At 37.1% G+C, this 26664-nt stretch carries 27 protein-coding genes and 1 other annotated feature; of the genes, 21 read left to right on the forward strand and 6 right to left on the reverse strand.

Annotation, left to right across the window (positions count from 1 at the left end; all coding sequences use genetic code 11):
- Positions 1-167: 167 nt before the first annotated feature.
- The 3 genes from ACFP65_RS01240 to ACFP65_RS01250 all read left to right on the forward strand — a co-directional run bounded on the left by ACFP65_RS01240 (position 168) and on the right by ACFP65_RS01250 (position 2267).
- A complete protein-coding gene (locus ACFP65_RS01240) occupies positions 168-386 on the forward strand; it encodes a DUF6440 family protein (protein WP_379915143.1) in 219 nt (72 codons plus the stop codon).
- A 37-nt stretch (positions 387-423) separates the two neighbouring features.
- Positions 424-1050, forward strand: coding sequence for a class I SAM-dependent methyltransferase (locus ACFP65_RS01245; protein ID WP_379915145.1), 627 nt, complete (start codon positions 424-426; stop codon positions 1048-1050).
- Between the two features lie 101 nt (positions 1051-1151).
- Positions 1152-2267: a lactate oxidase gene (locus tag ACFP65_RS01250; protein ID WP_379915147.1), complete on the forward strand. Its 1116-nt coding sequence runs from the start codon at positions 1152-1154 to the stop codon at positions 2265-2267.
- Between the two features lie 79 nt (positions 2268-2346).
- Here the strand turns inward: ACFP65_RS01250 and ACFP65_RS01255 are convergent, their stop codons facing one another.
- The gene (locus ACFP65_RS01255) at positions 2347-3207 is read right to left on the reverse strand and encodes a MurR/RpiR family transcriptional regulator (protein ID WP_379915150.1); all 861 of its coding nucleotides are present in this window, start codon (positions 3205-3207) and stop codon (positions 2347-2349) included.
- Positions 3208-3402: 195 nt separating this feature from the next.
- Here ACFP65_RS01255 and ACFP65_RS01260 point away from each other — a divergent pair, with 195 nt between their 5' ends.
- The 4 genes from ACFP65_RS01260 to ACFP65_RS01275 all read left to right on the forward strand — a co-directional run bounded on the left by ACFP65_RS01260 (position 3403) and on the right by ACFP65_RS01275 (position 6658).
- Positions 3403-4431 carry a Gfo/Idh/MocA family oxidoreductase gene (locus tag ACFP65_RS01260; protein ID WP_379915152.1) on the forward strand — a complete coding sequence of 343 codons (1029 nt, stop codon included), beginning with the start codon at positions 3403-3405 and terminating at the stop codon, positions 4429-4431.
- Between the two features lie 386 nt (positions 4432-4817).
- A complete protein-coding gene (locus ACFP65_RS01265) occupies positions 4818-5192 on the forward strand; it encodes an ASCH domain-containing protein (protein WP_379915154.1) in 375 nt (124 codons plus the stop codon).
- Between the two features lie 187 nt (positions 5193-5379).
- Positions 5380-5928, forward strand: a complete 549-nt coding sequence (locus ACFP65_RS01270) for a GNAT family N-acetyltransferase (protein WP_379915156.1) — start codon at positions 5380-5382, stop codon at positions 5926-5928.
- Between the two features lie 445 nt (positions 5929-6373).
- A complete protein-coding gene (locus ACFP65_RS01275; RefSeq protein WP_379915158.1) occupies positions 6374-6658 on the forward strand; it encodes a hypothetical protein in 285 nt (94 codons plus the stop codon).
- 172 nt (positions 6659-6830) lie between these two features.
- Here the strand turns inward: ACFP65_RS01275 and ACFP65_RS01280 are convergent, their stop codons facing one another.
- Complete coding sequence (locus ACFP65_RS01280; RefSeq protein ID WP_379915160.1) at positions 6831-7724, reverse strand: PhzF family phenazine biosynthesis isomerase; 894 nt, start codon at positions 7722-7724, stop codon at positions 6831-6833.
- Positions 7725-7955: 231 nt separating this feature from the next.
- Positions 7956-8192: a binding site (T-box leader), on the forward strand.
- Positions 8193-8367: 175 nt separating this feature from the next.
- Between ACFP65_RS01280 and ACFP65_RS01285 the strand changes: the two genes are divergently transcribed.
- A complete protein-coding gene (locus ACFP65_RS01285) occupies positions 8368-9582 on the forward strand; it encodes an MFS transporter (RefSeq protein WP_379915162.1) in 1215 nt (404 codons plus the stop codon).
- 105 nt (positions 9583-9687) lie between these two features.
- A complete protein-coding gene (locus tag ACFP65_RS01290) occupies positions 9688-9972 on the forward strand; it encodes a hypothetical protein (RefSeq protein WP_379915164.1) in 285 nt (94 codons plus the stop codon).
- A 178-nt stretch (positions 9973-10150) separates the two neighbouring features.
- Here the strand turns inward: ACFP65_RS01290 and truA are convergent, their stop codons facing one another.
- Positions 10151-10891, reverse strand: coding sequence for a tRNA pseudouridine(38-40) synthase TruA (truA, locus tag ACFP65_RS01295; RefSeq protein WP_379915166.1), 741 nt, complete (start codon positions 10889-10891; stop codon positions 10151-10153).
- A 115-nt stretch (positions 10892-11006) separates the two neighbouring features.
- Positions 11007-11255 (reverse strand): hypothetical protein, encoded by a 249-nt coding sequence (locus ACFP65_RS01300; protein ID WP_379915168.1) that lies wholly within the window; start codon positions 11253-11255, stop codon positions 11007-11009.
- A 163-nt stretch (positions 11256-11418) separates the two neighbouring features.
- On the opposite strand from ACFP65_RS01300, the gene ACFP65_RS01305 reads away from it, so the two are divergent.
- The 6 genes from ACFP65_RS01305 to ACFP65_RS01330 all read left to right on the forward strand — a co-directional run bounded on the left by ACFP65_RS01305 (position 11419) and on the right by ACFP65_RS01330 (position 19068).
- Positions 11419-12552, forward strand: a complete 1134-nt coding sequence (locus ACFP65_RS01305) for an exonuclease SbcCD subunit D (protein WP_379915170.1) — start codon at positions 11419-11421, stop codon at positions 12550-12552.
- On the forward strand, positions 12552-15611 hold the full coding sequence (locus ACFP65_RS01310; protein ID WP_379915172.1) for an AAA family ATPase: 3060 nt from the start codon (positions 12552-12554) through the stop codon (positions 15609-15611). Before ACFP65_RS01305 ends, ACFP65_RS01310 begins: the two co-directional genes overlap by 1 nt.
- Positions 15612-15712: 101 nt before the next feature.
- Positions 15713-16606: a fructose bisphosphate aldolase gene (locus ACFP65_RS01315; protein WP_379915174.1), complete on the forward strand. Its 894-nt coding sequence runs from the start codon at positions 15713-15715 to the stop codon at positions 16604-16606.
- A gap of 116 nt (positions 16607-16722) precedes the next feature.
- Positions 16723-16926: a hypothetical protein gene (locus ACFP65_RS01320; protein WP_379915176.1), complete on the forward strand. Its 204-nt coding sequence runs from the start codon at positions 16723-16725 to the stop codon at positions 16924-16926.
- A 452-nt stretch (positions 16927-17378) separates the two neighbouring features.
- Positions 17379-18557 (forward strand): M20 family metallopeptidase, encoded by a 1179-nt coding sequence (locus ACFP65_RS01325; RefSeq protein ID WP_379915178.1) that lies wholly within the window; start codon positions 17379-17381, stop codon positions 18555-18557.
- 16 nt (positions 18558-18573) lie between these two features.
- Entirely contained in the window at positions 18574-19068 is a 495-nt protein-coding gene (locus ACFP65_RS01330; RefSeq protein WP_379915180.1) for a GNAT family N-acetyltransferase, read from the forward strand.
- Between the two features lie 61 nt (positions 19069-19129).
- Here ACFP65_RS01330 and ACFP65_RS01335 read toward each other — a convergent pair whose 3' ends face one another.
- Together ACFP65_RS01335 and ACFP65_RS01340 are read right to left on the reverse strand one after the other, a co-directional pair.
- Positions 19130-20650: an ABC transporter permease/substrate-binding protein gene (locus ACFP65_RS01335; RefSeq protein ID WP_379915235.1), complete on the reverse strand. Its 1521-nt coding sequence runs from the start codon at positions 20648-20650 to the stop codon at positions 19130-19132.
- Positions 20647-21615, reverse strand: coding sequence for an ABC transporter ATP-binding protein (locus ACFP65_RS01340; protein WP_379915182.1), 969 nt, complete (start codon positions 21613-21615; stop codon positions 20647-20649). Before ACFP65_RS01340 ends, ACFP65_RS01335 begins: the two co-directional genes overlap by 4 nt.
- A 127-nt stretch (positions 21616-21742) precedes the next feature.
- Between ACFP65_RS01340 and ACFP65_RS01345 the strand changes: the two genes are divergently transcribed.
- From ACFP65_RS01345 to ACFP65_RS01370, 6 genes are all read left to right on the forward strand, one after another.
- On the forward strand, positions 21743-22225 hold the full coding sequence (locus ACFP65_RS01345; protein ID WP_379915184.1) for a GNAT family N-acetyltransferase: 483 nt from the start codon (positions 21743-21745) through the stop codon (positions 22223-22225).
- A gap of 231 nt (positions 22226-22456) precedes the next feature.
- Complete coding sequence (locus ACFP65_RS01350; protein ID WP_379915186.1) at positions 22457-22909, forward strand: hypothetical protein; 453 nt, start codon at positions 22457-22459, stop codon at positions 22907-22909.
- Between the two features lie 104 nt (positions 22910-23013).
- Entirely contained in the window at positions 23014-23646 is a 633-nt protein-coding gene (locus tag ACFP65_RS01355) for a hypothetical protein (RefSeq protein ID WP_379915188.1), read from the forward strand.
- 12 nt (positions 23647-23658) lie between these two features.
- Positions 23659-24852, forward strand: coding sequence for a hypothetical protein (locus tag ACFP65_RS01360; protein WP_379915190.1), 1194 nt, complete (start codon positions 23659-23661; stop codon positions 24850-24852).
- A complete protein-coding gene (locus ACFP65_RS01365; RefSeq protein WP_379915192.1) occupies positions 24849-25796 on the forward strand; it encodes an ABC transporter ATP-binding protein in 948 nt (315 codons plus the stop codon). The genes ACFP65_RS01360 and ACFP65_RS01365 overlap by 4 nt, the downstream gene beginning before the upstream one ends.
- On the forward strand, positions 25777-26655 hold the full coding sequence (locus tag ACFP65_RS01370; RefSeq protein WP_379915193.1) for a hypothetical protein: 879 nt from the start codon (positions 25777-25779) through the stop codon (positions 26653-26655). The genes ACFP65_RS01365 and ACFP65_RS01370 overlap by 20 nt, the downstream gene beginning before the upstream one ends.
- Positions 26656-26664: the final 9 nt, after the last annotated feature.

A 26664-nucleotide genomic window follows, 5' to 3' on the forward strand; every position in this document is an offset into this window, starting at 1 on the left:
GATAATCTACAGTTAATGAGTGAGAACTCTTAGCTGTAGATTTTTTTGTGAAAGATGATTGAAATAATAGATGTAAAGGTATACAGTAGACTTACCTAGTTAGATTAAGAATGTGCAAATAGTCTAGCGTTCATTAATGATTCAATTTAAGGATGGAGTGAGCTTAAATGTTTGGAAAAGACAAAAATATTGCAGAGAATACAACTGAAAAACGATTTGTTGTGAAAACGACTGAAGCAGTCGATGATCTAGGACAATATTCTATTGTCGTCGATCAAGTAACCGGCGTACATTATTTACAAACATGGGTAGGGGCTGGGAGTAGTATAACGCCTTTATTGGATGCACAAGGTAGAGTTGTGATAGAGCACCATCCGAACAACTAAAAAAGGTAAAGATTTTTGAAACATAGGGGGAAATGATTTGTTAGATAGCACAGGCTTTGATTTGTGGGCAGAAGAATATGATAAAACAGTAGAAGTAACGGAAGAAAATAATGCGTATCCATTCGCTGGGTATAAAAGTGTCTTGAACAGTATTTATAACGAGATCATGAAGCGTCCAAATTCGAAAGTATTGGATATAGGATTTGGTACAGGTACGTTGACGGAAAAGTTATACGAAAAAGGTTATGAAATAAGCGGAATTGATTTTTCAGCTAAAATGATGGCTATAGCAAAAGAGAAAATGCCCTCAGCCAACCTAATGGAATGGGATATTTCTAATGGATTACCTGAACAGGTCACGACAAATCAGTATGACTTTATCGTGAGTACATATGCACTACATCATTTATCTGATAAAGATAAAGTGACCTTTATTAAAAAGTTGATCAGTACACTGAAAGATGAAGGTGAACTGTTTATTGGAGACGTCGCTTATCAGACAAGAGAAGCGTTAAATGCGTCTAGGCAAATTTACCAGAGTTCTTGGGATGAGGATGAATTTTACCTAGTTGCTGACGAAATCACAAAAGCTTTGAAAGGTCTGGCTAATTGTAGTTTTTACGCTAAATCCCATTGTGCTGGAGTATTCGTTATCACAAAATGACGGGTTTATAATAAGTATAAGCATATTTTACAGAGGATCTTCGTTTAAGGAAGTAAAGGTATCAAATACAACTAACGTTTATAAAAAATAGGAGGGATAAGATGACAGTAGAAAGCAAAAAAACATACGATGCACCAACAGAAATTAAAGCGTTAGACATTGTGAACGTGTATGATTTGGAGGAAGAGGCTAGAGCAGTCATACCAAAAGGCGGTTACGGCTATATTTCTGGTGGTTCTGGAGATGAGTACACAAAGAAACAAAACGTAGAATCTTTTAACCATAAAGGCATTTTGCCCCGTGTACTTGCAGATGTAGAGAATCCGGATTTGAGAACGACCATCTTAGGACACAAAATCAAAGCGCCGTTTATTATGGCACCAATCGCAGCTCATGGATTAGCACACGAAACAAAAGAAGCGGGAACAGCCAAGGGAGTCGCAGAGTTTGGCACCATCATGTCGATCAGTGCTTATTCAGGAGCAACTTTCGAAGAAATCGAAAAAGGGTTAAACGGTGCGCCGCGCTGGTTCCAGCTGTATATGAGTAAAGATGATGAACTGAACAAACTGATTGTAGATGAAGCGAAAAAAGACGGTGCTACGGCGATTATTCTTACTGCGGATGCGACTTTAAGTGGAAACCGCGAAACCGACATCCGAAATCAATTTGTTTATCCATTCGGTATGCCGATCGTTTCTCGTTATTTAACGGGTAGTGGAGAAAACATGTCTTTGAATAATATTTACGCACAATCCAAGCAGAAAATCAGCCCTAGAGATGTGGAGTTTTTAGCGAGTTACTCTGAATTACCTATAATCGTAAAAGGTGTTCAAACGCCAGAAGATGCTTTGATTGCCATTCGAGCAGGTGCTTCAGGTATCTGGGTATCCAATCACGGAGGCCGTCAGTTAGACGGTGCACCGGGTTCATTCGATACGCTTGAAGGGATTGCTAAAGCTATTGGAGGAGAAGTTCCAGTGATTTTTGACAGTGGGATTCGCCGCGGAGAGCATATTTTTAAAGCGATAGCTAGTGGAGCGGATATCGTAGCCCTGGGACGTCCAATGCTTTATGGATTAGCACTTGGGGGATGGAAAGGTGTCCGTTCTGTGCTGGAATACTTTGAGACAGACTTGAAACGTGTCATGCAGCTGGCAGGAACGCAGACTGTAGAAGATATTAAAAAAGCTAAATTATTCGGTAATATTCAATAAAAAAATCTATATAAAACCAGACTAGCGAATCCATCTTAGAAGGAATGGGTTTCGTGAGTCTGGTTTTTAATGTACTGTTTTAAGAGTCAAATCGATCATCTAAAAGTAAGGTTTCCGATTCAATCCGCTTTGTATGATTCTTTTCATAGTTTGCGACAAAAATACAACCATAGAGAGTATTTAAAATAAAATCGATCGCGGCTTGAGATGAAAAGGTTGAGAGTTTCACAGAAGTGCTTTCGCTTTTAGCAACAGGAAGAAGCAAATCAGCTAGACGAGCGATATGAGAATCTGGATTTGCAGAAATCACTAAAATCTTGGCCTTATTCTTTTTCAGTATGTTGGTGATAAAGTAATTGTTTTTGCTTTCCCCGCTGTAAGAGAGAATCAAAGCACAATCTTCTTTGCCAAAATTAGCCGCCAGGTGACGATTTTCTCCAGGGATTACAGAGAGTTGAACAGGCATATCAATCTTCATTAGTTTATTTTGAAAATTCAAAGCAGGAAGATACGTATCGCCATAAGCAAAAATACCAATCCGTTTAGCGTTCAGTAAAAGATCAACGGCTTTCCCCATACGCTCATTTGAGGTAATGGCATGTGTCTGATGTAGAGATTCTGTTAGTAATTCTAAAATCTTTTTTTGAATTTCTGGATAAGTATCATCTTCCGTAAAAGGAAAATCCGGATTTACGTTGGTGATCTCATTGTATTCTTTTTGCAGTTCCGCAGACCATTTAATTTTAAAATCCTTGTATCCCTTGAGCCCGATTTTACGGCAAAAGCGAACAATAGTAGAGGTGGAAGTAAAAGTCTGTTGGGCTAAGGTTTGTATAGAAAATTCCAAGACACTCTCGCGATGGTTCAAAATATAATCTGCCAGAGTTTTTTCTGAATTATTGAATTCTTTTTGTTCTTGAAGTGCAGTTGAAATCAGCATAGTCGTCCTCCTCTTTATATTCTGATTGAGTTAGCTTTTTTTGTCAATCTAGACTGAATGAAAAAATATTCCTGAAAAACTCATTTCAAATGGACCGAGCTTGAATAAAGTACCTATTCCGTGACTTCCATTTACTTCTTTTTTTGGAAATGGTTAAATGAGAATAAAAGAGCTCACTATATAGGAGGAAAGCTTATGCTTACAATCGCTTATATTGGAAATGGTAAAAGTACCAATCGATATCATATTCCATTTTCTAGTAAAATTGAAGATATTAACATCAAGAAAATTTTATCCCGTAAAGATCAGTCTCCTTGGGAGGCTATACCCGGTGTAGAGTATGTAAAAGATATCCAGAACATCTGGACTGATCCAGAAATTCAACTGGTTGTCATCTCTACACCACCGCAAAGTCATTATACATTAGCGAAAGAAGCACTGAACAACGGGAAAAATGTGTTAGTCGAAAAGCCGTTCTCAGAAACTTCTGAACAAGCAAGAGAACTATTTGCCTTGGCAAAAGAAAAAGATTTATTTATACAATGCTATCAAAATCGCCGATTTGATTCAGACTTTTTAACGGTTCAAAAAATCATTGAGAGTGGCGTATTAGGAGAAGTGTTTGAATTGGATATGCACTTTGACTATTTCCGTCCAGAAGTGCCAGAAGCCAGTACTTCTTTTAATGTTTTAGATAGCTTTATGTATACGCATGCCTGTCACACAGTGGATCAAGTGTTGTCTTATTTTGGCAATCCAAGAAAAATCAATTACGATGTCCGTCAACTTTTAGGAGCTGACCGAATGAATGACTACTTTGATTTAGATTTCCATTATGAAAAGAACTTGAAGGTCTCTGTGAAATCCAGTTATTTCAGAATGAAAGAACGTCCAAGTTTTGTGGTTTACGGGACTAAAGGGACTTTCGTGAAAGAAACAAAAGACCGTCAAGAAGAGCATTTAAAATTGTTTTACATGCCTGAACAGGATGACTTTGGTGTCGATCAACCAGAACATTATGGAACACTGTATTACACAGACGATGAAGGCCAATACCACGAAGAAAAAGTGGTTTCGGAAGTAGGAGACTACAGCCGGATCTATCAAGGTGTTTACGAAACACTGATCAATGGAAAAGAGAAAATCGTGAAAGATGAAGAAACGATTCGTCAGATAGAGATTTTAGAAGAAGGCATCAAGCAAATGCTGGATAATAACCGTTAAAATTCAAAAGAAAGCTATGAACGAAATTGCAAGCCTTAAACAGCCCTAAGAGATTCAATCCAATCTCTTAGGGCTGTTTGATCTATTAAGTTTCGTGAATTTTCAATCTTTCACGAGACTTAAAATACTTATAACTCTAATTCCTGAAACACAACAACCAACAATGAAACGTTGCGTTATTTGTCTTTAAGTTTATCAAAAAAGAGAAACCTTGATTTCTCAAGGTTCTAGACGCAATAAACTTATAGAATGTTGCTTTTTTGAATTTAATCAATAAAAATCTAGTTAGAATATTGTTTTATATAATTCAAGTATCAAGTAACAATCTGAGCTTGAAATTAAACTATACTAACTTATAATTATAAATAGTAAAGGGAGCGATTTTTATGAACGCAGAACAAATGTGGGAGAATTTTGTAAAGCAACAACCAGAATATAAGGATAGTCATTACAGTGCATGGTGCTATGGAACACTTGTTGATGAACTTGCGGAACTGACTGTGAAAAATATTAAAACGACTACAGCTTCTGCATACGAGTTATACGCAGTAGATAACGATCCTATTCCGCAAGAGAATGAGTTTAATATTATATTGAACAGCAAAGATGAAGCTGTCTGCATAACGAAAACGACTAAGGTCTCGATTGTTCCATTCATGGAAGTTTCAGCGGATCATGCTTTTAAAGAAGGCGAAGGCGATAGATCATTAAAATTTTGGAGAGAAGAGCATACAAAATTATTTACACAATGGTATGAATAAGAGAATCTTAAGATCCATGAAAATATCCCCGTCGTTTGTGAAGAATTTGAAGTAGTTTACAAATAGTCTCTTATAGTCATAGTAAAGCGTATGAAAGTATATAAGCTCGTGTATCAAGTATTTCGTTCAATAACTACTTTTCTAAGGGGTCTTGAAGCGAAAAACACATTTTTTAAGGAGATATTTTATGAAAAAGTACTTTGGGTTAAGCATTGATAAAAATTTTAATCTAGTGATTCCAGAATTAGGTATGGCAGACGAAGTGTTTAGTTTAATCGATTCTGACAGGGATCATTTAAGAACTTTTTTAAGTTTTGTAGACAGCTCTGTTGATGTAACAAGTCAAATCGATTATTTCAAAATGAAAATGACTGGCGCAGCAAACGGAACAGATAAATTATTTTTCATAGCCATGGATAATGAAATTATTGGTTGTATTGATTTACATAGAGTGGATTTGAACACTGGAAAGGCTGAAATTGGATACTGGATCCATTCAAGTTATTCCGGTAGGGATGTTATTTCTAAAGCTGTTAAAAGATTATGTACCTATTCTTTCGAGGTGCTTGGACTAAATAAATTAATTATTTTTGCTGATACTAAGAATATCGCTAGCAATAAAGTTGCTTTAAAAACAGGGTTTAAGTTAGTTGGAGTTAAGCTACAAGATGTTTTTATGTATGATGAATACAGGGATATGAATGAGTATTATCTCTTGAAATCAGATTTTCTATAATCACATAGCATACTTAAGTGTTTGCACAACCTTGCATATCAAAGTTTATTTATCGAATCTTCCCTAAATATCAAAAAAGAATCCTACTTGAATAGGATTCTTTTTTGATATTTTAAAAGCTGATAATTTTTACGTAAAATGATGACCTTATTGTTACAGAAAGAGCTTATAATAATACTAAGAAAGTGGAACAATAACTGGTGATCACTCTTCTAAACGTCTAAAAAGTAGAGCAAAGAGACAGCCCATTACTGTATACTGGTGATAGTTTATCTTCTAAAAAGTCAATATAAGATGGTAATCTTAACCAAAGAAAGTATTATGACAAGAATAGTAAAGCTGACAAAGATACTGACTACTTACATGATAGCCCCTATAAATTCCCATATAACCATACTTTTCTAAATGGTGATAAGACTAAACAAAAATAGAATGGAGAAAGATAATGGCTATTCAATATGATATTGAAAATTCAGACCAAAGGATGAATTTAGATACTTTAATCCATTACCTGAAAAAAGGAAGAGAAATAGAATTCTATTATTCTGAAACATTGTACTTTCTGGATAGCGATAGTCCAGATCAGCATACGCTATGGGAAAAAACAACTCAGATAGGTGAAGCTTTTACAGATGTTACTGAAGAAAATCTAAGCAAATTATTTATAAAAGGCAAAAGTATTGCAAATATTTTCAAGGGTGGCGAAGCGCGAGTATCAACTATATTTTAATTAGAAATACAATTAAAAAATATGACGGTATTATTTAATTGTAAATGACTATTACTTTAATCTATATTAAAATAAAAAGAACAAAATCTTTTGAGAGATTTTGCTCTTTTTTATACTTATTTCGTAGAAAAAGATTAATTAGATTGTCACTCGTCTCGATGGCACAGCATTATTAAATAATTACTTCAAACTCATTCACATAAACTGCAGTACCAGCAATTTCTACGTCGATATTATCTTTGTTTTTTGATACCCGAACCATTACTTGACCTTCTTTTTTTATTTCATGTCCTTGTTCCACTATCAGATCGAGTGTGTCTTCAAGATTGCTGTTTATATACTGGGCATAGTACGCGCCCATTATACCGGAGGCAGTTCCCGTCACGGGGTCCTCTGTTGAGCCGGAGTAAGGTGAAGAGAAGTGGCGACCATGCATGTGTGCATCAGGGTTATAAGTATCTAAACAAAAAGGATGGATACTTGCTTTAGGTATTTCTCTTAATATAGCAGGGAATAAAGTATTGTTTGATTTCATCTTTCGGAATACTTCAAGATTTTTTATGGGAAGTAGTAAGGTCCAAGCACCCGTACTGCCGTATAAAATGGGTAAGGTATTATCAAAATCATCCGTTGTTAACCCAATCAAATCTGCTAAGGCTTCTTTTGATCCTTTGAAAGCTTCGAATTGAGGAGGCATTTGTTTCATCGCTATAAGTATTTCATTATCTGAAGTTAAAATGATCTGTACTGAAAGTATGCCTGATGCCGTCTCAATGGTAATAGCTGTTTTATCTCCCAATAATCCTTCTATTTTTAACGCGAAGATTGTCGCTATTGTTGCGTGTCCGCAGAGATCTACTTCAGAACCTGGCGTAAAAAATCGTATTCTAAGGTCAGCTACATCAGATTTAACTGGAAAAGCCGTTTCATTGAACCCTACTCTTAAAGCAACTTCTTGCATCATCTCATCTGTTAAGTCATCGCCATTTAGGACAATACCTGCAGGATTTCCTTTGTTTGCTTCTTTATTGAATACATCATAATGATACACCATTACTGAATTCACTCTTCGTTTCCCCCGATTCTATCTCTGTAATTTAAACTATTTTACCATTGTTTACCTGTTCTTGCTCAACTAGCGTCGCAACGATCTATGGAGTGAAAAGCTTTTGGAAAGTGTTTAGTCTACGCGAAATTATGATAATATTAACATCGTATAGTAGGGATGGATTTTTTTATAAATCAATTTGACATCTATCAAAACAATGATATACTCATTTATAACTTCATACGATTTAAAAAAGCGTTAAGAAAGAAGAGTAGTTACTTGAAATGTCTAAGAGAGCCTATGGTTGGTGTGAATAGGTACAGGAAGAGTGATGAAACAAGTCTTTTGAGCTTCTATATGGATATTTTAGATTGATATATAGATGGTTGTCTCCATTAAAAGACTAGATATTAATGGATATCGAATTGAGAGAAAGTATGATACTTTCATAAAGGATGGCACCGTAATTGTTTAATTACTCCTAGGGATTTTTCCCTAGGAGTTTTTTTGCGTTTACTGAGGATTATCTCTTTAAATACGACTCACAGAATGGAGGAATAATCGTAAAAGTTTTGAAACTTCTAGTAGGCATACCTGCAAAGTCTCAAGGTTGATTTAAGCAAAAAGTAGTATCAAATTATAGATAAGTGGAGGGAATAAAATGAGTGATTTAAATAAGTTCGATAAAAGTATCGCTATAAAATTATTATCTACGAATGGGTTATCGAGCTTGGGGGAATGGATCTATTTTATAGCTTTGAATGTTTCCATACTAAGTAGTGGCGGAAATGTGCTTTCTGTCGGCATACTATACATCATTAGGCCAGTGGCAGATATTGTAACGAATGCATTGGTGAGCGCTCATATTGACAAATTCAATAAAAGAAAGACCATGTTTGCACTAGATTTAATGAATGCCATTTTAATCGGTTCTTTGATCTTCAGTCAAGGTATTTGGAGTATCTACATAGTGGTCTTTTTTGTTCAAGTTTGTAGTAGTATGTATGTTCCTATTTCCATTGGGTACACTACATTAGCCATCCCAAAAGGTCATTTAAAAAAATACAATTCCTGGGATAATCTAGTCAACTCAGGTGGCTTTCTAGTGGGACCAGCTATTTCTGGACTGATCTTATCCTTCAGTAATGTGGACGTCGCAATACTGGTTAACTCAGTTATGTTGATTATAGCCAGTTTGATTAATCTCTCTTTACCGCATTTGATGATTGAAGAAGAGCCTTCAACTGAAAAAACCTTTTTTGAGATCAATAAAGAGTCAATGGTCTATTTGAAAACGTTCTTTGACACTAAAAGAGTGTATCTCATATTTTACCTATTGGTTTCTCTTTTGTTTGTTTTTGCGGCAGGGCTTAACTCTGTGGAAGCAGCATTTGCATTAGAAGTAGTCAATTTAACTGAAGCTGAATATGGATTAATTGTGAGTATTTCTGGGGCTGGTTTCGTAGTGGGTTCGATCATCAATACAACTGTAGTCGGAAATACAACAATCTATCGATTGATTAATTTTGGTGGCGTCTTATATGTTTTGGGATATTTCTTGTATAGTATCTCCCATGGATTTATAGTCGCCTCTATAGGATTTTTTATGATCTCATTCGCTCTAGCCTTTATTAATACTGGAATCAGAACCTTCATACAATTCGCTTTTCCGGTCAATAAAATCGGACAATTAACAACGGCATTAGGAACAGTCAGTTCTGCCTTGCAAATGATTCTGGTAGCAGTAACCAGCAGTTTATCCCTTATCTATCCGATGCGGTTAGTACTGATTGCAGTAGAAATCATTATGTTTACGATGATTATCTTTATCTATGCTTACGGGAAAAAGATCAGGGTTAGTCATCCGAATATTTAAATTTTAGAATGATATAACAAGCTACAAAATTAATAAGAATAATGACTATTATTTGATTGATAACAACGCTTATGTGATACTTTTCTTATAAGGAGGACGTTAATAATGTGGGAATTTGAAGTAAGCAGGCGAGATAAAATGGTTTATCTAATTTGTCTTATTGTCTTAGCAATATCCGTTTATATAAATGTCGAGATGGGTGATACTACTCGAAGTGTGATCTTTTCGTACTTGCCAGGATTTTTTGCTTTATTCGTGGGGCTATCTGGTAAGGATAAGGTTATAACAAAAGCGTTTAGAGCTATTGTTCTATTTCTTGCTTTCCTATGGCTAGGTTATATGGCGCTACACTACTTAATTGGTTTTCATAATCCTTTTTGGGGAAATTAAAATTGAACTATTTAAAAATCGAGTATGTTCTTTAAAATAAAATTTAAGAAATAACTACAGTTGAGTCTGGTCAACTTACGGAAGCATTAGCTCATGTACTGTTAGGTATTGTACATTATTAGAAAGAATGAAGTTATTCTAGATTTGTGTCTGGACATATTTAAAAATACTTAGAAATTTATTTATAAAACACTTCATCCAAAAACAAACCTTGAGAAGGAACGGTTACTCCGGCATTACTTCTAATGCCAGTTTCAAAGACTTCGTCGATACTCTCAGGTTCTAAGTCTCCTGTACCGATTTCCAGCAAAGTACCCATGATGATGCGCACCATTTTATGCAAAAAGCCTTCGCCGACAAAAGTGAAATGCAAAAGACCACCTTCTCTTTGAATCGTAATTTCGTCTATCGTTCTGATGGTTGATTTTTTTGTTTTTTTGAGTGCGGAAAAGCCAATGAAATCATGTTCTCCAAGTAATTTTTTACAAGCAGCGTTCATTTTATCTATATCTAATTGATTAGGATAATGAAAGCTATAGTTACGTTCAAACGCAGAAGGCACAACTTGGTTCCAGACATAATAGCTATATTGTTTACCACTAGCGTGATAGCGTGAATGGAATCTTTCGGGAACTTCTTTTAATTCTTTAACAATAATATCTTGCGGAAGATAACGAATCAGATGTGCTTGCATGGACTCAAGATTCATAGTCGATTCTGTTTTAAAGTTAGCGACTTGTCCGCGGGCATGCGTGCCAGCATCTGTTCGACCTGATCCGACGATTTCAAGTTTTGTTCCATTCATTTCGGAAAGAATATTTTCTATTTTACCTTGAATGGTTTTATCTGAATCGCCAAGTCTTTGCCAACCGGAATACCGACCGCCATCATACTCGATTGTCATTTTAATATTTCTCATTTTATCCCTCTTAATCTATGGATTCTATCTTTGATTGATATTAGTATACCAAAAACATGAAGGGATTATTGATCCAAAACAAAAACGCTATGGGTATCAACGATGCCCATAGCGTTTATTCGTTTTCCTGAAAATAATGTGTTAGGTTTCGTTCAGCTGTTTTAAACAAGTTGGAATCTGGATTCAGCCGAATGCTTTGATGGTTCAAGTAGACGGAATCGTCCATGAGTAATTCAGGTAGTAATTTTGGACGTCCATTTAACGTGATTTCGTATTTGAAAAACAAATCGCCCATGGCATCGATTTGAAAAGTGCCATAGCTTTGTTCACCTTCTGGTATGCGCATATTTTTAATGATTGACATGATAAATTCACCTTTCTTTAGTGGATGTAAGCGGTAGACTTTATTATAACAGGATGTTTATGTAATTGCAGTTAAATTCTTGTAAACCAAATATATGTTTCTATGCAAAGAGGTTTTTGTTAAAATAAAGGCGTTAATGAAAGAGAGAATGGAGAACGTTAAAATGAGAATTTTACATACAGCTGACTGGCATATTGGGAAAATTGTCAATGAATTTTCAATGCTTGAAGATCAGGAATATTATTTGAATCAACTAGTCGAAAAAGTGAAAACATCAAATATTGATGTTTTAATTATGGCAGGAGACTTGTACGACCGTGCGATTCCACCAAAAGAAGCTGTGACTTTGGCTAACAAAATCATCACTCGCTTGATTAAAGAAGTGGGCATACCGGTTCTAGCGATTGCAGGAAATCACGATAGCAATGAACGACTAGAGTATGGTGCAGAATTACTGGAAACAAGCTCTTTGTTTATAGAAGGTACACTTAAAAAGACGACAAGAAAAGTGACAATTGACGGTGTGAACTTTTATTTATTACCGTTCGCGGACCATGTCACGATTAGACAGTTACTAGAAAGAGAAGACATAAAAGATTTGGAAGATGCTACCAAGACACAGGTTGAATTGATCCAAGCAGACATGAATCAGGATGAAATCAATATTTTGATTGCGCATGGCTATATTGTGAATCAGACAAAAGATTCCGTTGAAGACTCAGAATCTGAGCGACCATTAAGTATCGGGACTGCTGAATTTGTCGACGCCAGTATTTTTGAGGACTTTGATTATGTGGCGCTTGGTCATTTGCATAAAGCGCAGAAAGTGAAATGGGACAAAGTCAGATATAGTGGCTCACCTTTGAAATATTCAAAATCTGAAGTACCGCATAAAAAGAAAAGCTGGATTGTAGAGATTGAGAAAAATCAATTAGAGATTGAACCGGTCGAAATTGAGCCATTAAGAGATATGAAAGTCTTAAAGGGCTTCTTTGAAACGTTGATGGAAAGTGAATCAACAGATTATGTGTTTTTCGAGCTGGAAGATAAAGACTATGTGATGGATGCGATGAACCAGTTGAGAAGACGGTATCCTTTCGCGATGGGTCTGGAGTATGTCGGTCGAGAGAATGCAGAAACAGAAAAGACCCAACAGACTCAAGAAACGTTACAGAAGAAATCAATGGTAGAAATATTTGAAGATTTTTATGCTACCTATAATCAGGAAGCATTAGATAGTAAGCAAAAGTCAGCGATCGAACAAATTATGCACGATGTACAAAAAGGAGAAAGATAATGCGTCCCTTAAAATTAGTGATGAATGCTTTTGGTCCATATAAAGGAAAAGTGGAAATTGATTTCACAAAACTTGCGCAGTCTTCTTTGTTTCTTGTCAGTGGACCGACAGGAGCGGGTAAGACAACCATTTTTGATGCGATTGCTTACGCACTCTTTGATCAAGCCAGTGGAGACGATCGGCAAAAAGATACCTTTAAATCGCAATTTGCCAAAGATACAGACCTCAGTTATGTGGAGCTGGAATTTGAGTTAGGAGAGAAACGGTATTTTATTCGCCGTGAACCAACGCAGATCGGTCCAGGAACCCGGTCAAAAACAAAACAAATCCAGTCTAATGTTGCTTTTCATAAAGGGGATCAAGTCACAACAAAAGTAAAAGAGGCAAATGATGAAATTCAACAAATCGTTGGCTTAACGTACGATCAGTTCCGACAAATCGTGATGTTACCGCAAGGCTCGTTCAAGAAAATGCTGGAGTCAGACAGCGGAGATAAAGAGAAAATTTTCCGAAATATCTTCCAGACAAAGCAAATGGAACAATTTCAGGATCAGCTGAAAGCCAAAGCCAAAACCTTATCTGATCAATTTAAAAGTAATGAACAAGCTATGAAACAAGCTTTTTCAACCATTGCGATGGAAGAAGATGAAGCATGGACAAAAGCGATTGAACAGTTTGATATAGAAAATATTCTGGAAAAATTACAAGAAACGATCACACAAGAAGAAGATACACTAACTGCGGTGAAAGAAACGATTGCAACACTTCAAAGTGAGTTAAAAACGAACGAACAGATTCTAAGCTGGTTAGAGCAAAAAGAAAAGAATGTTGCAGAACAAAATGTCCTTGAACAAAAACAAGAAGATATACAGCAAAAAGAAATAGCCCTAAAACAGCATATAGAAGCTATAAAAGTTGCAGAGGTTAAAGCGAAACTCGACGAAGCGATGAATCAACAGAACAAACAAGAAGCCAAATTGACAGAACTCAAAGAGCAGCAGCAAGAACTGATAAAAGAGGAAAAAACTCAGTCAGAAAAGCTAACTCTTGCTAAAGAAGCTTTCGATCAGTTGAACAATATCCGACAAGAAATTTCAAAGATGACAGAAGAACTAAAAACAACGGAACAAATAGAAACGATAGAAAAGTCGCTCGAACAACAAGAAAAGCTCATTGAGAAAAGCCAACAATCAAATCAAACACTCAAAACAGAGTATCTGAAAGTCATAAAAGATATTGAAAAAAATGAAGCGGCACTTGGATCCATTGAACAGTTACGAGAGAAGATGGCTGAGCTCAAAGAAGCAATGACTCTTTCCAAAGAGACCTTACAACAATTGAGTCAACGCAAAGAACAGCTAGAAAAAATCTGTGAGCTTCAAAAGAAAGAACAAAAAGTTGTCGTTCAGTATGAAAAAGCAAAAGAACAAAAAGAAGCGGCTTATCTAAAACTCGTCCAAGGAAAAGCCGACTATTATACCAATCTTGCTAGTATCCTTTCAGAAGACCTTGTTGAAGGAGAAGCCTGCCCAGTATGCGGATCACTGGACCATCCAAACAAAGCTGTATCAGAGGAAACCAGTTCAACAAAAGAGCACGTAGAAAATTTAGAATTAGAAGAAAAACAAACCAATATCATTTATATACAGCTAGGGGTAGAACTGGATAGTCTACAAGCAGATATCTCTAGTCGCTGTAAAGCGCTAGAGATTGAAGGAGAAACAGCGGAAACAGAGTTTAAAAAAGTTACGGCAAAAGAGCAAGAAGTGAGTGAAGAATGTCAGGCATCTATAAAAGAACTTGAAACAGCAAAACAGCAAGTTAGTGAAGAAGCTGAAATCAAAGAAAAGCTAGAAGCCTTACGCAAAGAAGAACGTTCGCTTCATACAGAACAGCAACAATGCCAGTCGACGATTGAATTTGCAACAAATAGATCAAAAGAACTAACAGATGAAAAAACGCAACTACAAGAAAACATCACTGGTGGAAACAGAGAAGAGATACAGCAAGCCATCAAAGGAAAAGAAGAGTGGATGGAAAAGACAGAAATAGAATACGAAGGTCTTCAAAAAGTCGTTAATGCTACCAGAAGTGACTTAGCTTCAACGCAAACAGCCATTGAACTGACCGATGCTCAAATTCAGGAAACGGTGCTGCGTAAAGATCAGCTCGAAAATGAATTTAGCCAAGCTAAAGATAGCAGTACGTTAGGAGCCCAATTTGCGGAGTATGTTTTAGAAGAATCTCAGCAAGAAAAATGGTCAGAAGAAGTAGAAGCATACAAACAGGCTGTGCTCGTCAATCAAGACCGAATCAGTCAATTAGATCAGCAACTAAATCAGCTGGAATCACTAAAAGCCAAATCAGTTTACGAGGAAGCGACCACTCAAATCAACACGGAAATTCAGGAAGCGGAACAAAAAAGAGACACATTGCTGACAACGACTGCTCAAAATAAGCGTGCAAAAGAGACAATCGAAACGTATCACAAACAAAGTGGAGAAGTGGAAAAAGAGTATCAACTTTACGGCTTACTGTCTGATATGGCTAATGGCGCCAAGCAAACAGACTATATTTCATTTGAACGATACGTTCTGGGGATTTATTTTGAGGAAATCTTACTTGCGGCCAATCAACGATTCAGTCAAATGACCAATCATCGCTATGAACTACAGAGACAGACAGAAAAAGGCAAAGGATCTGGAAAACAAGGGCTAGATATGGAAGTATTTGACCACTATACAGGGAAAACGAGAAGCGTGCACACCTTGTCTGGAGGCGAAACTTTTAAAGCTTCATTAGCGCTAGCGCTTGGTTTGAGTGATGTGATACAAAATCAAAATGGAGGCGTCAGTGTAGATACCTTGTTTGTGGATGAAGGATTTGGAACGCTTGATTCAGATTCACTAGACATGGCGGTTCAAACCTTGTTGGATCTGCATCAAAAAGGTAGACTAATTGGAATCATTTCACACGTAGATGAGCTAAAAACAAGAATTCCAGCGCATATTGTGGTTGAGAAAACGGCTACAGGTAGTACGGCACGCATAAAAAATTAAGTCTTTCTTTTAAGAAGTGTCTTTCCTTTAAACATCTGATAAATGAGCGTTATAATGAGCGTGTAGAAAATAGAAGTTATTAGATGAAAGGAAGGATTTAATTGAATAAAGAACAATTGGAACGAATGAAATCTGGAAAAGGATTTATTGCGGCACTAGACCAGAGTGGTGGTAGTACCCCTAAAGCACTTGAAGCGTATGGTGTTCCTGAGACGGCTTATTCCACAGACGACGAGATGTTTACGGTTGTCCACGAAATGAGAACGCGCGTGATCAAAAGTCCCTCATTTACTTCTGACCATATTCTAGGCGCTATCTTATTTGAAAATACGATGGACCGTATGATTGACGATCAATATACAGCAGACTACTTATGGAATGAAAAAGGTATCGTGCCTTTCCTTAAAGTAGATAAAGGCTTAGCTGAAGAAGCAGATGGTGTTCAGATTATGAAACCTATGCCTGACTTGGATCAGTTACTGAAAAGAGCCGTTGACCATAACGTGTTTGGTACTAAAATGCGTTCAGTGATCAAAGAAGCGAATGAATCTGGAATCAAAAAAGTTGTAAATCAACAATTCGAAGTAGCGCAACAGATTTTTGATGCTGGACTCGTTCCAATCATAGAACCTGAAGTAGATGTTTACAGTAAAGATAAAGAAGCGATAGAAGAAATCTTGAAAGCTGAAATTAAAGCTAACTTAGATCAGTTAGACGAACAAACAAAAGTTATGCTCAAACTGACGATTCCAAGTAAAGTGGATACGTATGTTGACTTCACGGAACACCCAAATGTTGTTCGTGTTGTCGCTTTATCAGGCGGATATAGCAGAGAAGAAGCAAATGAAAAACTTTCTCAAAATAAAGGAGTCATTGCAAGCTTTTCTAGAGCATTATCTGAAGACTTAAATGCCGATCAGACAACAGAAGAATTTGATCAACATTTATCTGATGCAATCAAATCAATTTATGAAGCATCTGTGTCACCAGAATAGAAAAATAGCACTGGTAGCTAGGGGGGCAACGAATCGTTGCTCCCTTTTTGCGTATCATTATAGTAGTCTATACATAAGATGAAATCCAACTAAGGTAAAGGATAGGAGTGAATAAAGTGAGAAGAGATGAAGTGGGGAGAAAAAAACTTTTTCTTGTTGTCGTGATGATCGGCAATTTGTATGTAGCGTACCTGAGTTACGAACAGTACAAATTGAGATTACAATTCTTTAGTAATTGGCCATGGCAGTCTGTCTTTTTATTCGGTATTCATCTCATCTGGTTTATATTTAATCTCTATCATTTCATGAAAAAAGAGTGAAATAGAAATTTAAAACGTTCATTGTTTAAAACTGATAAGACGGAAAGGTGTGGCTGTAGTTGAAAAAAGGGTATATATTTAAGTTGATATATGTCGTAATAATGGTTATTTTAATGGTCTATAGTTATTTTATAGATGCAAGGATAAGAGAGGCGACTCCCTATTATGTGGTAATTATTTTTGGATGGTTGAGCATGCAAGTTTACGATGAAATAAGGTATAAAAAGTCTAATGAAGAGGAGCGAACAAGTTCAGAAAAAAAGATCGACTGGGCTCTATTAGGAATTGTTTGCATTATCGCATTGGATGTTATTAGAGCAATTATGTTATACGGAATCACCTGAAAAACCAAGGTTTATTTGTATAAATTTTGAATATTTATGCAAAATGAATTGACTTTTGAGTAGAACAAGATTAAACTAATCAATAAAACTTAAAAGCGGGAGAATTTTATGTCAGTGAATCAGCATACAGAAAACATTCAAGAATTGATCCAGTCCGTAAGTCCGGAATTAAGAGAATTAAGCGAATATATTTATGATCATCCAGAACTAGGGCACAAAGAGTTCCTTTCTTCAAAAGCGCATGTCGAGTTACTAGAAAAGCATGGATTTGAAGTGGAATATCCGTATCTTGGAATCGACACAGCATTCAAAGCAGTGTATAAAGGTAAGAAAGATGGACCGACCATTGCTTACTTGTCAGAATATGATGCACTACCTGGAATTGGCCATGGATGTGGTCACAATTTACTGGGATCTACGGATACAGGAGCGGGTATTGTATTGTCCAAATTGGTCGATGAAGTTGGAGGAACAGTGGTTGTGCTAGGTACGCCGGCCGAGGAAACAAATGGCGACAAAGTGACGATGGCAGAATCTGGAACATTTGACGATATTGATGTTGCTTTCTGTACGCATCCATCTGACGGGTATTATGCGAGCGGTACGTCTATGGCGATGGAAGCAATTGAATTCCGTTTCCATGGAAAGACGGCTCATGCCGCTGCTTCTCCTTTTGAAGGAAAAAATGCGTTGGATGCTTGTTTGAATACATTTAACAATATCAATGCGCTTAGACAGCAGCTTCACCCTTCAGCACGTGTTCATGGTGTCATTAAACAAGGCGGAGAAGCAGCAAATATTATTCCAGATTTCACAAGAGCAGAGTTTTATGTGCGTGCGATGGATATGCCCTATTTAAATGAACTCAAACAAAAGGTGATTCAATGTGCCGAAGCAGGAGCACTAGCAGCTGGTTGTAAGATGGATTGGGGTCATTACGAAGCAAGCTATCAAAATCTCATTACAAACAAAACCCTTTCTGAAAAATACAATGAGAACATGAGGCGTTTAGGAATTGAAATGGACACAGAAGAAAAAGATTCTATGGGTTCCATGGATATGGGGAATGTGAGTCAAGTCGTTCCAGCTATTAATCCATATTTTGAGATTAGTAACGGAAATAGCGTGACTGCGCACACAGTCGAGTTTAGAGAATATACGAAGACAGAACCAGCTTACGAAGGAATGGAAAAAACCATTGCAGCCTTTACACAGACAGCTCTTGATTTGATAATGGACAAACAACTCTTAGCCGATGTAAAAGCAGAGTTCAATTCTAAGTTCTAAAGGAGGTTTCCTCGTTTTGGAGTTGAGGAAATTAAAAGTTACAGATGAAATAGCGTATATAAACTACATTAAAACTTGGGGAAACGAAAGGATTATTCCAACTTCTTCGAATCATGGTGAAAAAACATATCAAGATTTTCTACAAAAACTGATGCAAGCAGAAAAAGGAACAGAACAAGGGGTACCCTCTGAAACATACTTTCTGTTTCTTGAAGAACAAGAGATAGCCGGTGCCATAAATTGTCGTTATCAGCTTAATGACCAGTTAAAACATATCGGTGGTCATATTGGCTATGGAATATCTCCCGTACACAGAAGAAAAGGGCTGGCTCATCTGATGCTGGGTAAAACGTTACCGCTCTTCAAAGAGAAAGGAATTGAGCGTATATTACTGACAGCCGATGATGATAATTTGGGTAGTGTACGAACGATTAAAAATCATCAGGGACAAAAAATCTCCTCAGATATTAAAGACGAAAAAATGTTTAGTCGCTACTGGATAAACGTATAAAAAGACCCCAACTATCCATCTGTTCAAAACTGACGGGTAGTTGGGGTCTTTTTAACGTATATTATTCTGTTAGTAAGCCTTCTTCAATTAAGAACTCTCTAGCTACGTCTTCTGCTATTTGACCATCATAATCAACTTGATAGTTCATAGCACGCATTTGATCGTCAGTGATTTGACCGCCTAGTGTATTTAATATATCCTCTAGTTCCGGATATTCTTCTAGGAGCTCATTTTTTAAAAGCGGAGCACCTTGATAAGGTGGGAATAATTCCTCGTTGTCTTCTAGTACAACAAGATCATATTCTTCGATTTGGCTATCTGTACTATAAGCATCAAGTAAATTAATATCTCCACGCTCAACGGCAGTATAACGGAGTTGTGGTTCCATTGTCTGGACGTTTCCAAAGGAAATGCCATACATTTCTTGGATGCCTGGATAACCATCTTCGCGGTCATTAAATTCTAAGGTGAATCCAGCATTGATTTGATCAGCAACGGAAGCAAGGTCTGCAATCGTTTCTAAATTGTTTTCTTCTGCGAAGGCTCTTGGAACAGCTAAAGTGTAGGTATTGTTGTAGTCCATTGGTTCAAGAAAAGCTAAGTCATATTCTTGATTCAATTGTTCAGCGGCATCCATATAAACGGATTCAGCTGAAGCGCCGGGTTCAGGAACATCATCAAAGAAAGTAGCCATAACAGTCCCTGTGAATTCTGGATAGATATCGATATCGCCTGATCGTAAAGCGCTAAATACAAAAGACGTTTCTCCAAAGTTTGGTTCAACTCTAGCAGTAAGATCAGATTGATCTTCAATCAATAATTTATATAAGTTCATTAAAATTTCTGGTTCGGTATTTAATTTACCGGCAATAATCAAGTCATCTTCTTCGTTGATAAGGTACGGTACAAAAATAATACCTACGATCAAAGCAAGACCAGATCCTAATATAATGGCTGTCTTTTTGACGGAAGTTTTTTGAAGGTAGCTCAGTAACCAGTCAAAAAAGATCGCCAATAAAGCAGCGGGTATAGCACCTAGCAAAATCAAGGAGTTGTTCCCACGGTTGATTCCAAGAAGTATCAAACTACCAAGTCCACCAGCACCAATTAGTGCAGCCACTGTGGCTGTACCAATGATCAAGACCATACCTGTTCTGATTCCGGCCATGATAACCGGAAGTGCAATAGGAATTTGAACTTGAATGAGCTTTCTAAAACGGCTCATTCCCATAGCATCGGCTGCTTCATCTATCGCAGGGTCGATTTCTGCTAGTCCAGTGTACGTATTTCTCAGAATAGGGAGTAAGGCATAGACGACAAGTGCAATGACAGCTGGCAAAGTACCGATTCCGATAAGCGGTATCAACAAACCTAAAAGAGCCAATGAAGGAACCGTCTGGAAAATGGCTGTGACTTGAATAATCGGTTCTGCGATCCGTTTGTGTCCAATTAAGAAAATACCTAAGGGGACAGCAATTAAAACAGCAATCAGTAAAGAAATGAAAGATAATTGCATATGTTCGAGTAGAGCTGTCCAAAAATCACCACTACGCTGCTGGAACGTTTCTATAAGGTTCATTATCTGTTAGCCTCCTTTGATGCAGACGCTTCTCCTGCAAGAAAGCTGATCAGGTTAGATTTGGATATAGCGTAAGTAGGTGCCTTATTTTCGTGGCTGATGGAAACTGTCTCATGATCTGAAAGAAGTATCGTCAATTCTTCAACAGTTGCTTGGGCAGAAACGGAAACATCTGGCAAATCTTGAGGTTGACTACAAAATCCTACATCTATTAAATCCTGTACGTATTTTTCTTCTTTATAATTTGGAAGACCGGTCTGAATAAATTGACGAACAAAATCATTGGCAGGATGCTTCAGGATTTCTTCAGCAGTTCCGACTTGCTCAATTTTACCTTTGTTCATCAAACAAATACGGTCTCCAAGAGTGATGGCTTCTTGCATGTCATGTGTAACGAAGACAACAGTTTTCTTAAGTTGACGCTGTAAATGCAGTACATCTTTTTGAAGGTTATTTTTAGTTATTGGATCTAATGCGCTGAAAGGCTCATCCATTAAAATGATATCTGGATCAGCAGCTAAAGCTCTGACGACGCCGATTCGTTGCTGTTCACCACCGGATAATTCTGTTGTTTTACGATGTCTATAACTTTCAGGGTCCATTTTGACACTCTCCAGTAGCTCTGTTACGCGGTTCGTCATATCTTCTCTGGACCACTTTTTCATTTCCGGTACGACTAGGATATTCTCTTCAATTGTCATATTTGGAAATAACCCTACTTGTTGTAGAACGTATCCGATATTCCATCTAAGTTCCTGCAAGTCATAGTCGCTGATGGGTCTTCCTTCAATTCGAATATACCCTTCTGAAAGATCGATCAATTGATTGATCATTTTAAGGGTCGTTGTCTTCCCACTTCCACTTGGACCGATTAGAACGAAGAATTCACCTTCTTTAATTTCTAAAGAAAAATCTGACACAACTGCTTCTTCATTGTAGCGTTTATAAACTTTTTCGAACCGTATCATTTATTTTCTCCTTTACTAGTTCTTCTATTACTTTTGAGTATATCAAAAGCGATTCCTTAATCGATATAAATATGTCTTGAGAACGAGATACTACTTCACTATAATTTTTAGAAAGGGAGAGATGATGATGAATTTGACTATTAGAAACATTGAACCACAAGATGATCAGACAATGGGTGAAATTGTTCAGAATAGTTTGGAAAACAGAGGGCTAGCGATTTCTGGGACAGCCTATTTCGATCCGTATCTATTCCATTTATCTGAAGTATACAAAGCAAAAAAATCAGACTATTGGGTGTTAGAAAAAAATGGAAAAATCATTGGTGGCGGCGGTTTTGGTCCATTCGGTCGATATAAAAAAATCGGAGAGCTTCAGAAATTATATATTCTTGACGAAGAACAAGGAAATGGGTACGCGCACATGCTAATGAAGCAAATTATTGAGACGGCTAAACAAGACTACGAAGAACTGTATATTGAAACGTTTAAGTCACTGAATACTGCCAATCAACTTTATTTGAAATACGGATTTGTTTCCCTGAGTCAACCATTAGAAGGTTCTGAACACGGAGCGTGTGATACATGGTTATTAAAAAAACTATCCAAATAATCTTACAATTCAATAGTTTTTAGAAAGTTTTCTAGGACATATAAATAAAATAAAAATAGGGTAACTAAAACATTTTATGTATATAACTATTAATAAAAGACGTTATCCTAGAAGTTTATGTTAAATTGTTCCTTTTATTAGGTTTGGGTTGTGGTACACTTATCTAGTAAGTTTTGAATAAGAATAAGATGATAAATTATTCATTTTTTATATTTTAGAGGAGCTTTTTAAATGGTCAGAGAAGTTGTATTTGAAACAATTAAATATATGTGGCGTAGTAAAAAGAATCGTCTTTTCATGATCTTAACTCTAGGAGTGATGCTAGTCTACTCAATAGTCCTCTTACCCAATACGGCCGGGCTTGAAGAAGTGGATGTCCAGCAACTTGAACGAGAACTGCTTGGAAATGAGCAAACGTATAAAGATGCTTTGCTAAAAGGACAGACTGTTCCGGCTGTTATGACAGGGACTTCAGCTTATGAAGCAGCTCGTACGGAATTCCTTAATCAACGACAACTACTCACGGCACTGAAGCAGGGAGATGCAAGGCGGTACCTGGAAATCAACTATAGGCCAGACATTACGGAGCGCGTAACCGTCCAAGACTCACTTGATTTAAACGTTCCAGTAATGGGGAGAGAAGCTGAGAATGTTTTTCAGCCTTTAAAGAATCATATGAAGTAGACGCATTGAATTTCCATATCGTGCACGACCGAACGAGTCTTCAGCAAATCCATCTTTTTCTCATTGGTCTAGGACCCGTTCTTTTATATTTAGGTGCAATTTTTATGATCAGCGATATTACGGTAAAAGACCGCAAGTTAACAACTCAAAAAGCAGGCGTACCTATGAAGTGGGCCGGTTACTTGTTTGTCCAGTCAATAACTGCAGTGTCGTTTGTTCTGCTATTTTATCTATTTTCTGCGGGCATATTTTTTATCTTAAACGGTCTCCTTTATGGCTTCGAGACCCTTTCTTTACCTGTAGGTCTGTTCCAGTTTGATCAGACGAATCAAAGTATTTACACGAGTCCGCTGGAGCTATTTTCTATCGGTCAGTTTCTAATTAGGTCAATCCCATTTTTCCTTTTGATTCTTTACTTGATCAGTAAATTAAACACAATCTTTAGTCTCCTATTCAAGCAAGAAGTCGTTGTTTTGATCAGTGGTGCCTTCATGATTTTATTCCAGCAATTGTATTATGGAGTAGAAACAACTGAGTTGTTAGGGATCAATATCAGCTGGTTTCCTCAAACGTATTTGGATTTTGGGAAAATCGTTACGGGAAGAGTCAATGAAGCGATGTTAGAAGGGGATTACTATTTGCGAGGCCTAATCGTTTTAAGCGTAACCATCTTGATAGCGGAAGTTTTGGTTTATTTGATTGCCAAACACATCACAAGACAGAAATTTGTACGATAAGGAGAGAGTTGGATGAAAAAAATTGCCTATTTCGAGTGGTTAAAGATTATACGAGATTGGAAAACCAGAGTCATAGCGGTAGGGTTTTTATTATTCTTCGGAACTTTTTCTTTATTGTATCGCCAGCAAGAAGTGGTTTTGCCGGTTATGCAACTAAGAGGAGAATATGCAGATGCACAGCAAATCTTTAGGCTCATACCCGATCAGCACTTTGAAGGAGAGACGGGCGAAGACGTTCAGCGGGCACTTGGCCGAAATGCAACTTTGATAGGACTGAATCAATACATATTAGCACAACAAGAAGGAAATACAGTATCTGGTGTCGAAGAGGTGGTATCGGATTATTTAAGTAACGGTCGTCAGATTGCTGAAAACAATCAATTTTTGTACAACGCGACGGAATTTGAGTCACTCGATCTTCTAAAAGAAGTGTATCTACCAGTAGAAGAAGAGATAGAAAAAGACTTGAAATTTTACGAAGCACTTGAAGTCGATGATTTGAATATTGAATGGAATCCTCTAGCCTCCTCACAAATTTTGAAACAGCAAGTAGAGTTAGTAACAGGAGTCATTTTATTCATCTTCATCGCACTTCTAGCGGGGGATCAGTTTACTAGGGATCAAGTCAAAAACTGGAGTGTGACGCAAGGGATTCCGATCTCTTGGAAGTGGCAATGGCGGTCACGGAGTTTGATGTTGTGGGGAATTATTTGGTCTGTGACATTTCTAGGAGTCGTTACAAGTTATTTAAGTAGTCTGTTTTTTGAGACATCAGGAACACTAAACTATCCAGTCCCCATTTATTTGAATCAGACCACAGAATATCTTCCAATTTGGCAATATACATTGATTTTGCTAGGTTCGGGTATGATTTTGAGTTTTATCGTATTACTGATTGCAAACGGGTTAAGCTGGATGATTCGAAATATCTATTTAACCATATTACTTGTAACAAGCTTATATTTTCTTCCAGCAACTTGGGGGCAACGAGCGCCCCTCTCTTCTTGGCAACCTTCTTTTTATTTTAATATTCAGCAAGTCGTGCAGGGAACGAGCGCTAGACTATATGGAATAGAGGCAATAGAAATCTGGAAATTACCGATCATACTGTTTATATTCTGGGTAGTTTTAGAGCTTGTTTTCAACTATATTTTTAATCTAATTCCGACACAGACGCTCGGATTGAAAAGGAGGAAATCATTATGACATTGACTGTGAAAAATTTAACGATTGCTTATGGAAAGAGAACGGTACTAGAAAATATCAGCTTTACAGTAGATAAAGGAACCATCATTGGTTTAGTCGCGCCAAATGGCACAGGAAAAACAACCCTATTTAATGCAGTGATGCGTTTTATTCCAGTCCAAAAAGGCGAAGTCTACTTGAACGAGAAACAATATACAGAAAAAGAAGCAGATGTACTAGCTCTTCATAAACAAATCACTTTTTTCCCAAATCAAGATGATCTCTATGAAAACTTTACTGGTACCGAACATATTCAAATGTATGCAAAAGTCTGGTCAGGAAAAGAATTAGCTGTGGATGATATTATTGATCAATTACAGATGAGAGACTATGTCGGGCGACCTGTAAGAACCTATTCTCTTGGTATGCGACAAAGACTCTGTTTTGCTATGATGGTCGCTGCCAATACACCAGTCATGTTCATGGATGAAGTAATGAATGGTCTAGATCCAGAAAATGTTTCACTAGTGTCAGACATTTTAATTGAGTTAAGGAAATCTGGGAAAATCATTATCGTTGCTTCTCATTTATTGGACAATTTAGATGAGTATGCCGATAAAGTCTTTTTCTTAAAAGACAAGACCTTATTTAGAATCAATGATCATCATGAGCAAAAACCAGATTTTTACAAGGTCGTTTGTTCAAAGGAACAAGTGGGGATGCTGGAACAGACAATGTCATTACCTGAAGAGACCATTCATTTAGGCAATAGTATGCTTTGTATTCCGGTTGACGCATTGACCGAAGAAGAACAGATAGCGTTGTTTAAACAAATTAGATCGCTGAAAAATACAGAGTTAAAAGTTGGACCGCTAGGCACGTCTGAATATTACTCGCACATTTATGGACTAGATATTCACTCGTTTGATAGGGGGAGTCAGACGAATGCTGAAACAGCAGAATAAACTCACTCAAATGGTTGGAACGATTATGCTGATAGGGTTCTTGTCTGGCTGCTCGGGGTATGCAGGTATTAGAACACCAACTTATGACGGAGAACCTGTTCAAGTAGACGAAGAAGCTGTCGCTGCTTATAGAGACCACCGAGAAATCATTGGAGAAAATAAAGAACTGTATTTAAAAGAACCTTTTAGTCCTTCGTTGAACGAGCCGGCTCTGGACTTTACGGGGGAAGATCCCGTTCTTTTAGAATCCGGTCAATATATAATTGGTGAAGATTTACCGGCTGGTAGAGTTTATATGAGGGGGGCAGATAGTAATTTTGCTCCTGATCAGCGGATCATTCATGTAGGAACAGTAACGATAATGGATGAAGAAGACCATCTTTACTTTGAAACTTTATTCAATGATGCGGCAGGAATCAAAGAAGCTTATATAGATCTTCATGAAGGTCATAGGATTAAAGTAGTCGGAGAAAATCCGGAAATCATGGTTAATTATGAGGATCCGATGCAAGTGGATACAAGTACAACACTGATAACTGGTCAATATGAAATAGGAAAACAGATTGATTCCGGTACCTATGAAATTGCGAATGTCATTACTCCTGGAATAGGTATGATGTACTGGTTTCAAGGGGAAGAGATGCCTAGAGTTATTGAGCTGTCCATACCTCAAGTTACTATGACTGAAGAAGAACTCGCAGAAGAACTAAAAGCAGGTTATCTCAATGAAACAGAATATCAGCTTCAACTTGAAGCGATAAAACAAGCTGAAACACAAAGACCGAAAGTGAACCTTGAGACAGGAGATCGTTTATCTCTGCCGATGGTTCATATATTAGAGTTGACTAAAGTAGAATGATATAAAAGC

This window comes from Marinilactibacillus sp. GCM10026970, from assembly GCF_042660675.1.
In the GTDB taxonomy this organism is placed as follows: domain Bacteria; phylum Bacillota; class Bacilli; order Lactobacillales; family Carnobacteriaceae_A; genus Marinilactibacillus.

Bases quoted from the DNA above. Each gene is read 5' to 3' on its own strand.
- ACFP65_RS01240 (WP_379915143.1), top strand. From the start codon at position 168: ATGTTTGGAAAAGACAAAAATATTGCAGAGAATACAACTGAAAAACGA.
- ACFP65_RS01250 (WP_379915147.1), top strand. From the start codon at position 1,152: ATGACAGTAGAAAGCAAAAAAACATACGATGCACCAACAGAAATTAAA.
- ACFP65_RS01255 (WP_379915150.1), bottom strand. From the start codon at position 3,207: ATGCTGATTTCAACTGCACTTCAAGAACAAAAAGAATTCAATAATTCA.
- ACFP65_RS01260 (WP_379915152.1), top strand. From the start codon at position 3,403: ATGCTTACAATCGCTTATATTGGAAATGGTAAAAGTACCAATCGATAT.
- ACFP65_RS01265 (WP_379915154.1), top strand. From the start codon at position 4,818: ATGAACGCAGAACAAATGTGGGAGAATTTTGTAAAGCAACAACCAGAA.
- ACFP65_RS01270 (WP_379915156.1), top strand. From the start codon at position 5,380: ATGAAAAAGTACTTTGGGTTAAGCATTGATAAAAATTTTAATCTAGTG.
- ACFP65_RS01275 (WP_379915158.1), top strand. From the start codon at position 6,374: ATGGCTATTCAATATGATATTGAAAATTCAGACCAAAGGATGAATTTA.
- ACFP65_RS01285 (WP_379915162.1), top strand. From the start codon at position 8,368: ATGAGTGATTTAAATAAGTTCGATAAAAGTATCGCTATAAAATTATTA.
- ACFP65_RS01290 (WP_379915164.1), top strand. From the start codon at position 9,688: ATGTGGGAATTTGAAGTAAGCAGGCGAGATAAAATGGTTTATCTAATT.
- truA (WP_379915166.1), bottom strand. From the start codon at position 10,891: ATGAGAAATATTAAAATGACAATCGAGTATGATGGCGGTCGGTATTCC.
- ACFP65_RS01300 (WP_379915168.1), bottom strand. From the start codon at position 11,255: ATGTCAATCATTAAAAATATGCGCATACCAGAAGGTGAACAAAGCTAT.
- ACFP65_RS01305 (WP_379915170.1), top strand. From the start codon at position 11,419: ATGAGAATTTTACATACAGCTGACTGGCATATTGGGAAAATTGTCAAT.
- ACFP65_RS01310 (WP_379915172.1), top strand. From the start codon at position 12,552: ATGCGTCCCTTAAAATTAGTGATGAATGCTTTTGGTCCATATAAAGGA.
- ACFP65_RS01325 (WP_379915178.1), top strand. From the start codon at position 17,379: ATGTCAGTGAATCAGCATACAGAAAACATTCAAGAATTGATCCAGTCC.
- ACFP65_RS01340 (WP_379915182.1), bottom strand. From the start codon at position 21,615: ATGATACGGTTCGAAAAAGTTTATAAACGCTACAATGAAGAAGCAGTT.
- ACFP65_RS01345 (WP_379915184.1), top strand. From the start codon at position 21,743: ATGAATTTGACTATTAGAAACATTGAACCACAAGATGATCAGACAATG.
- ACFP65_RS01350 (WP_379915186.1), top strand. From the start codon at position 22,457: ATGGTCAGAGAAGTTGTATTTGAAACAATTAAATATATGTGGCGTAGT.
- ACFP65_RS01355 (WP_379915188.1), top strand. From the start codon at position 23,014: ATGATCAGCGATATTACGGTAAAAGACCGCAAGTTAACAACTCAAAAA.
- ACFP65_RS01360 (WP_379915190.1), top strand. From the start codon at position 23,659: ATGAAAAAAATTGCCTATTTCGAGTGGTTAAAGATTATACGAGATTGG.
- ACFP65_RS01365 (WP_379915192.1), top strand. From the start codon at position 24,849: ATGACATTGACTGTGAAAAATTTAACGATTGCTTATGGAAAGAGAACG.
- ACFP65_RS01370 (WP_379915193.1), top strand. From the start codon at position 25,777: ATGCTGAAACAGCAGAATAAACTCACTCAAATGGTTGGAACGATTATG.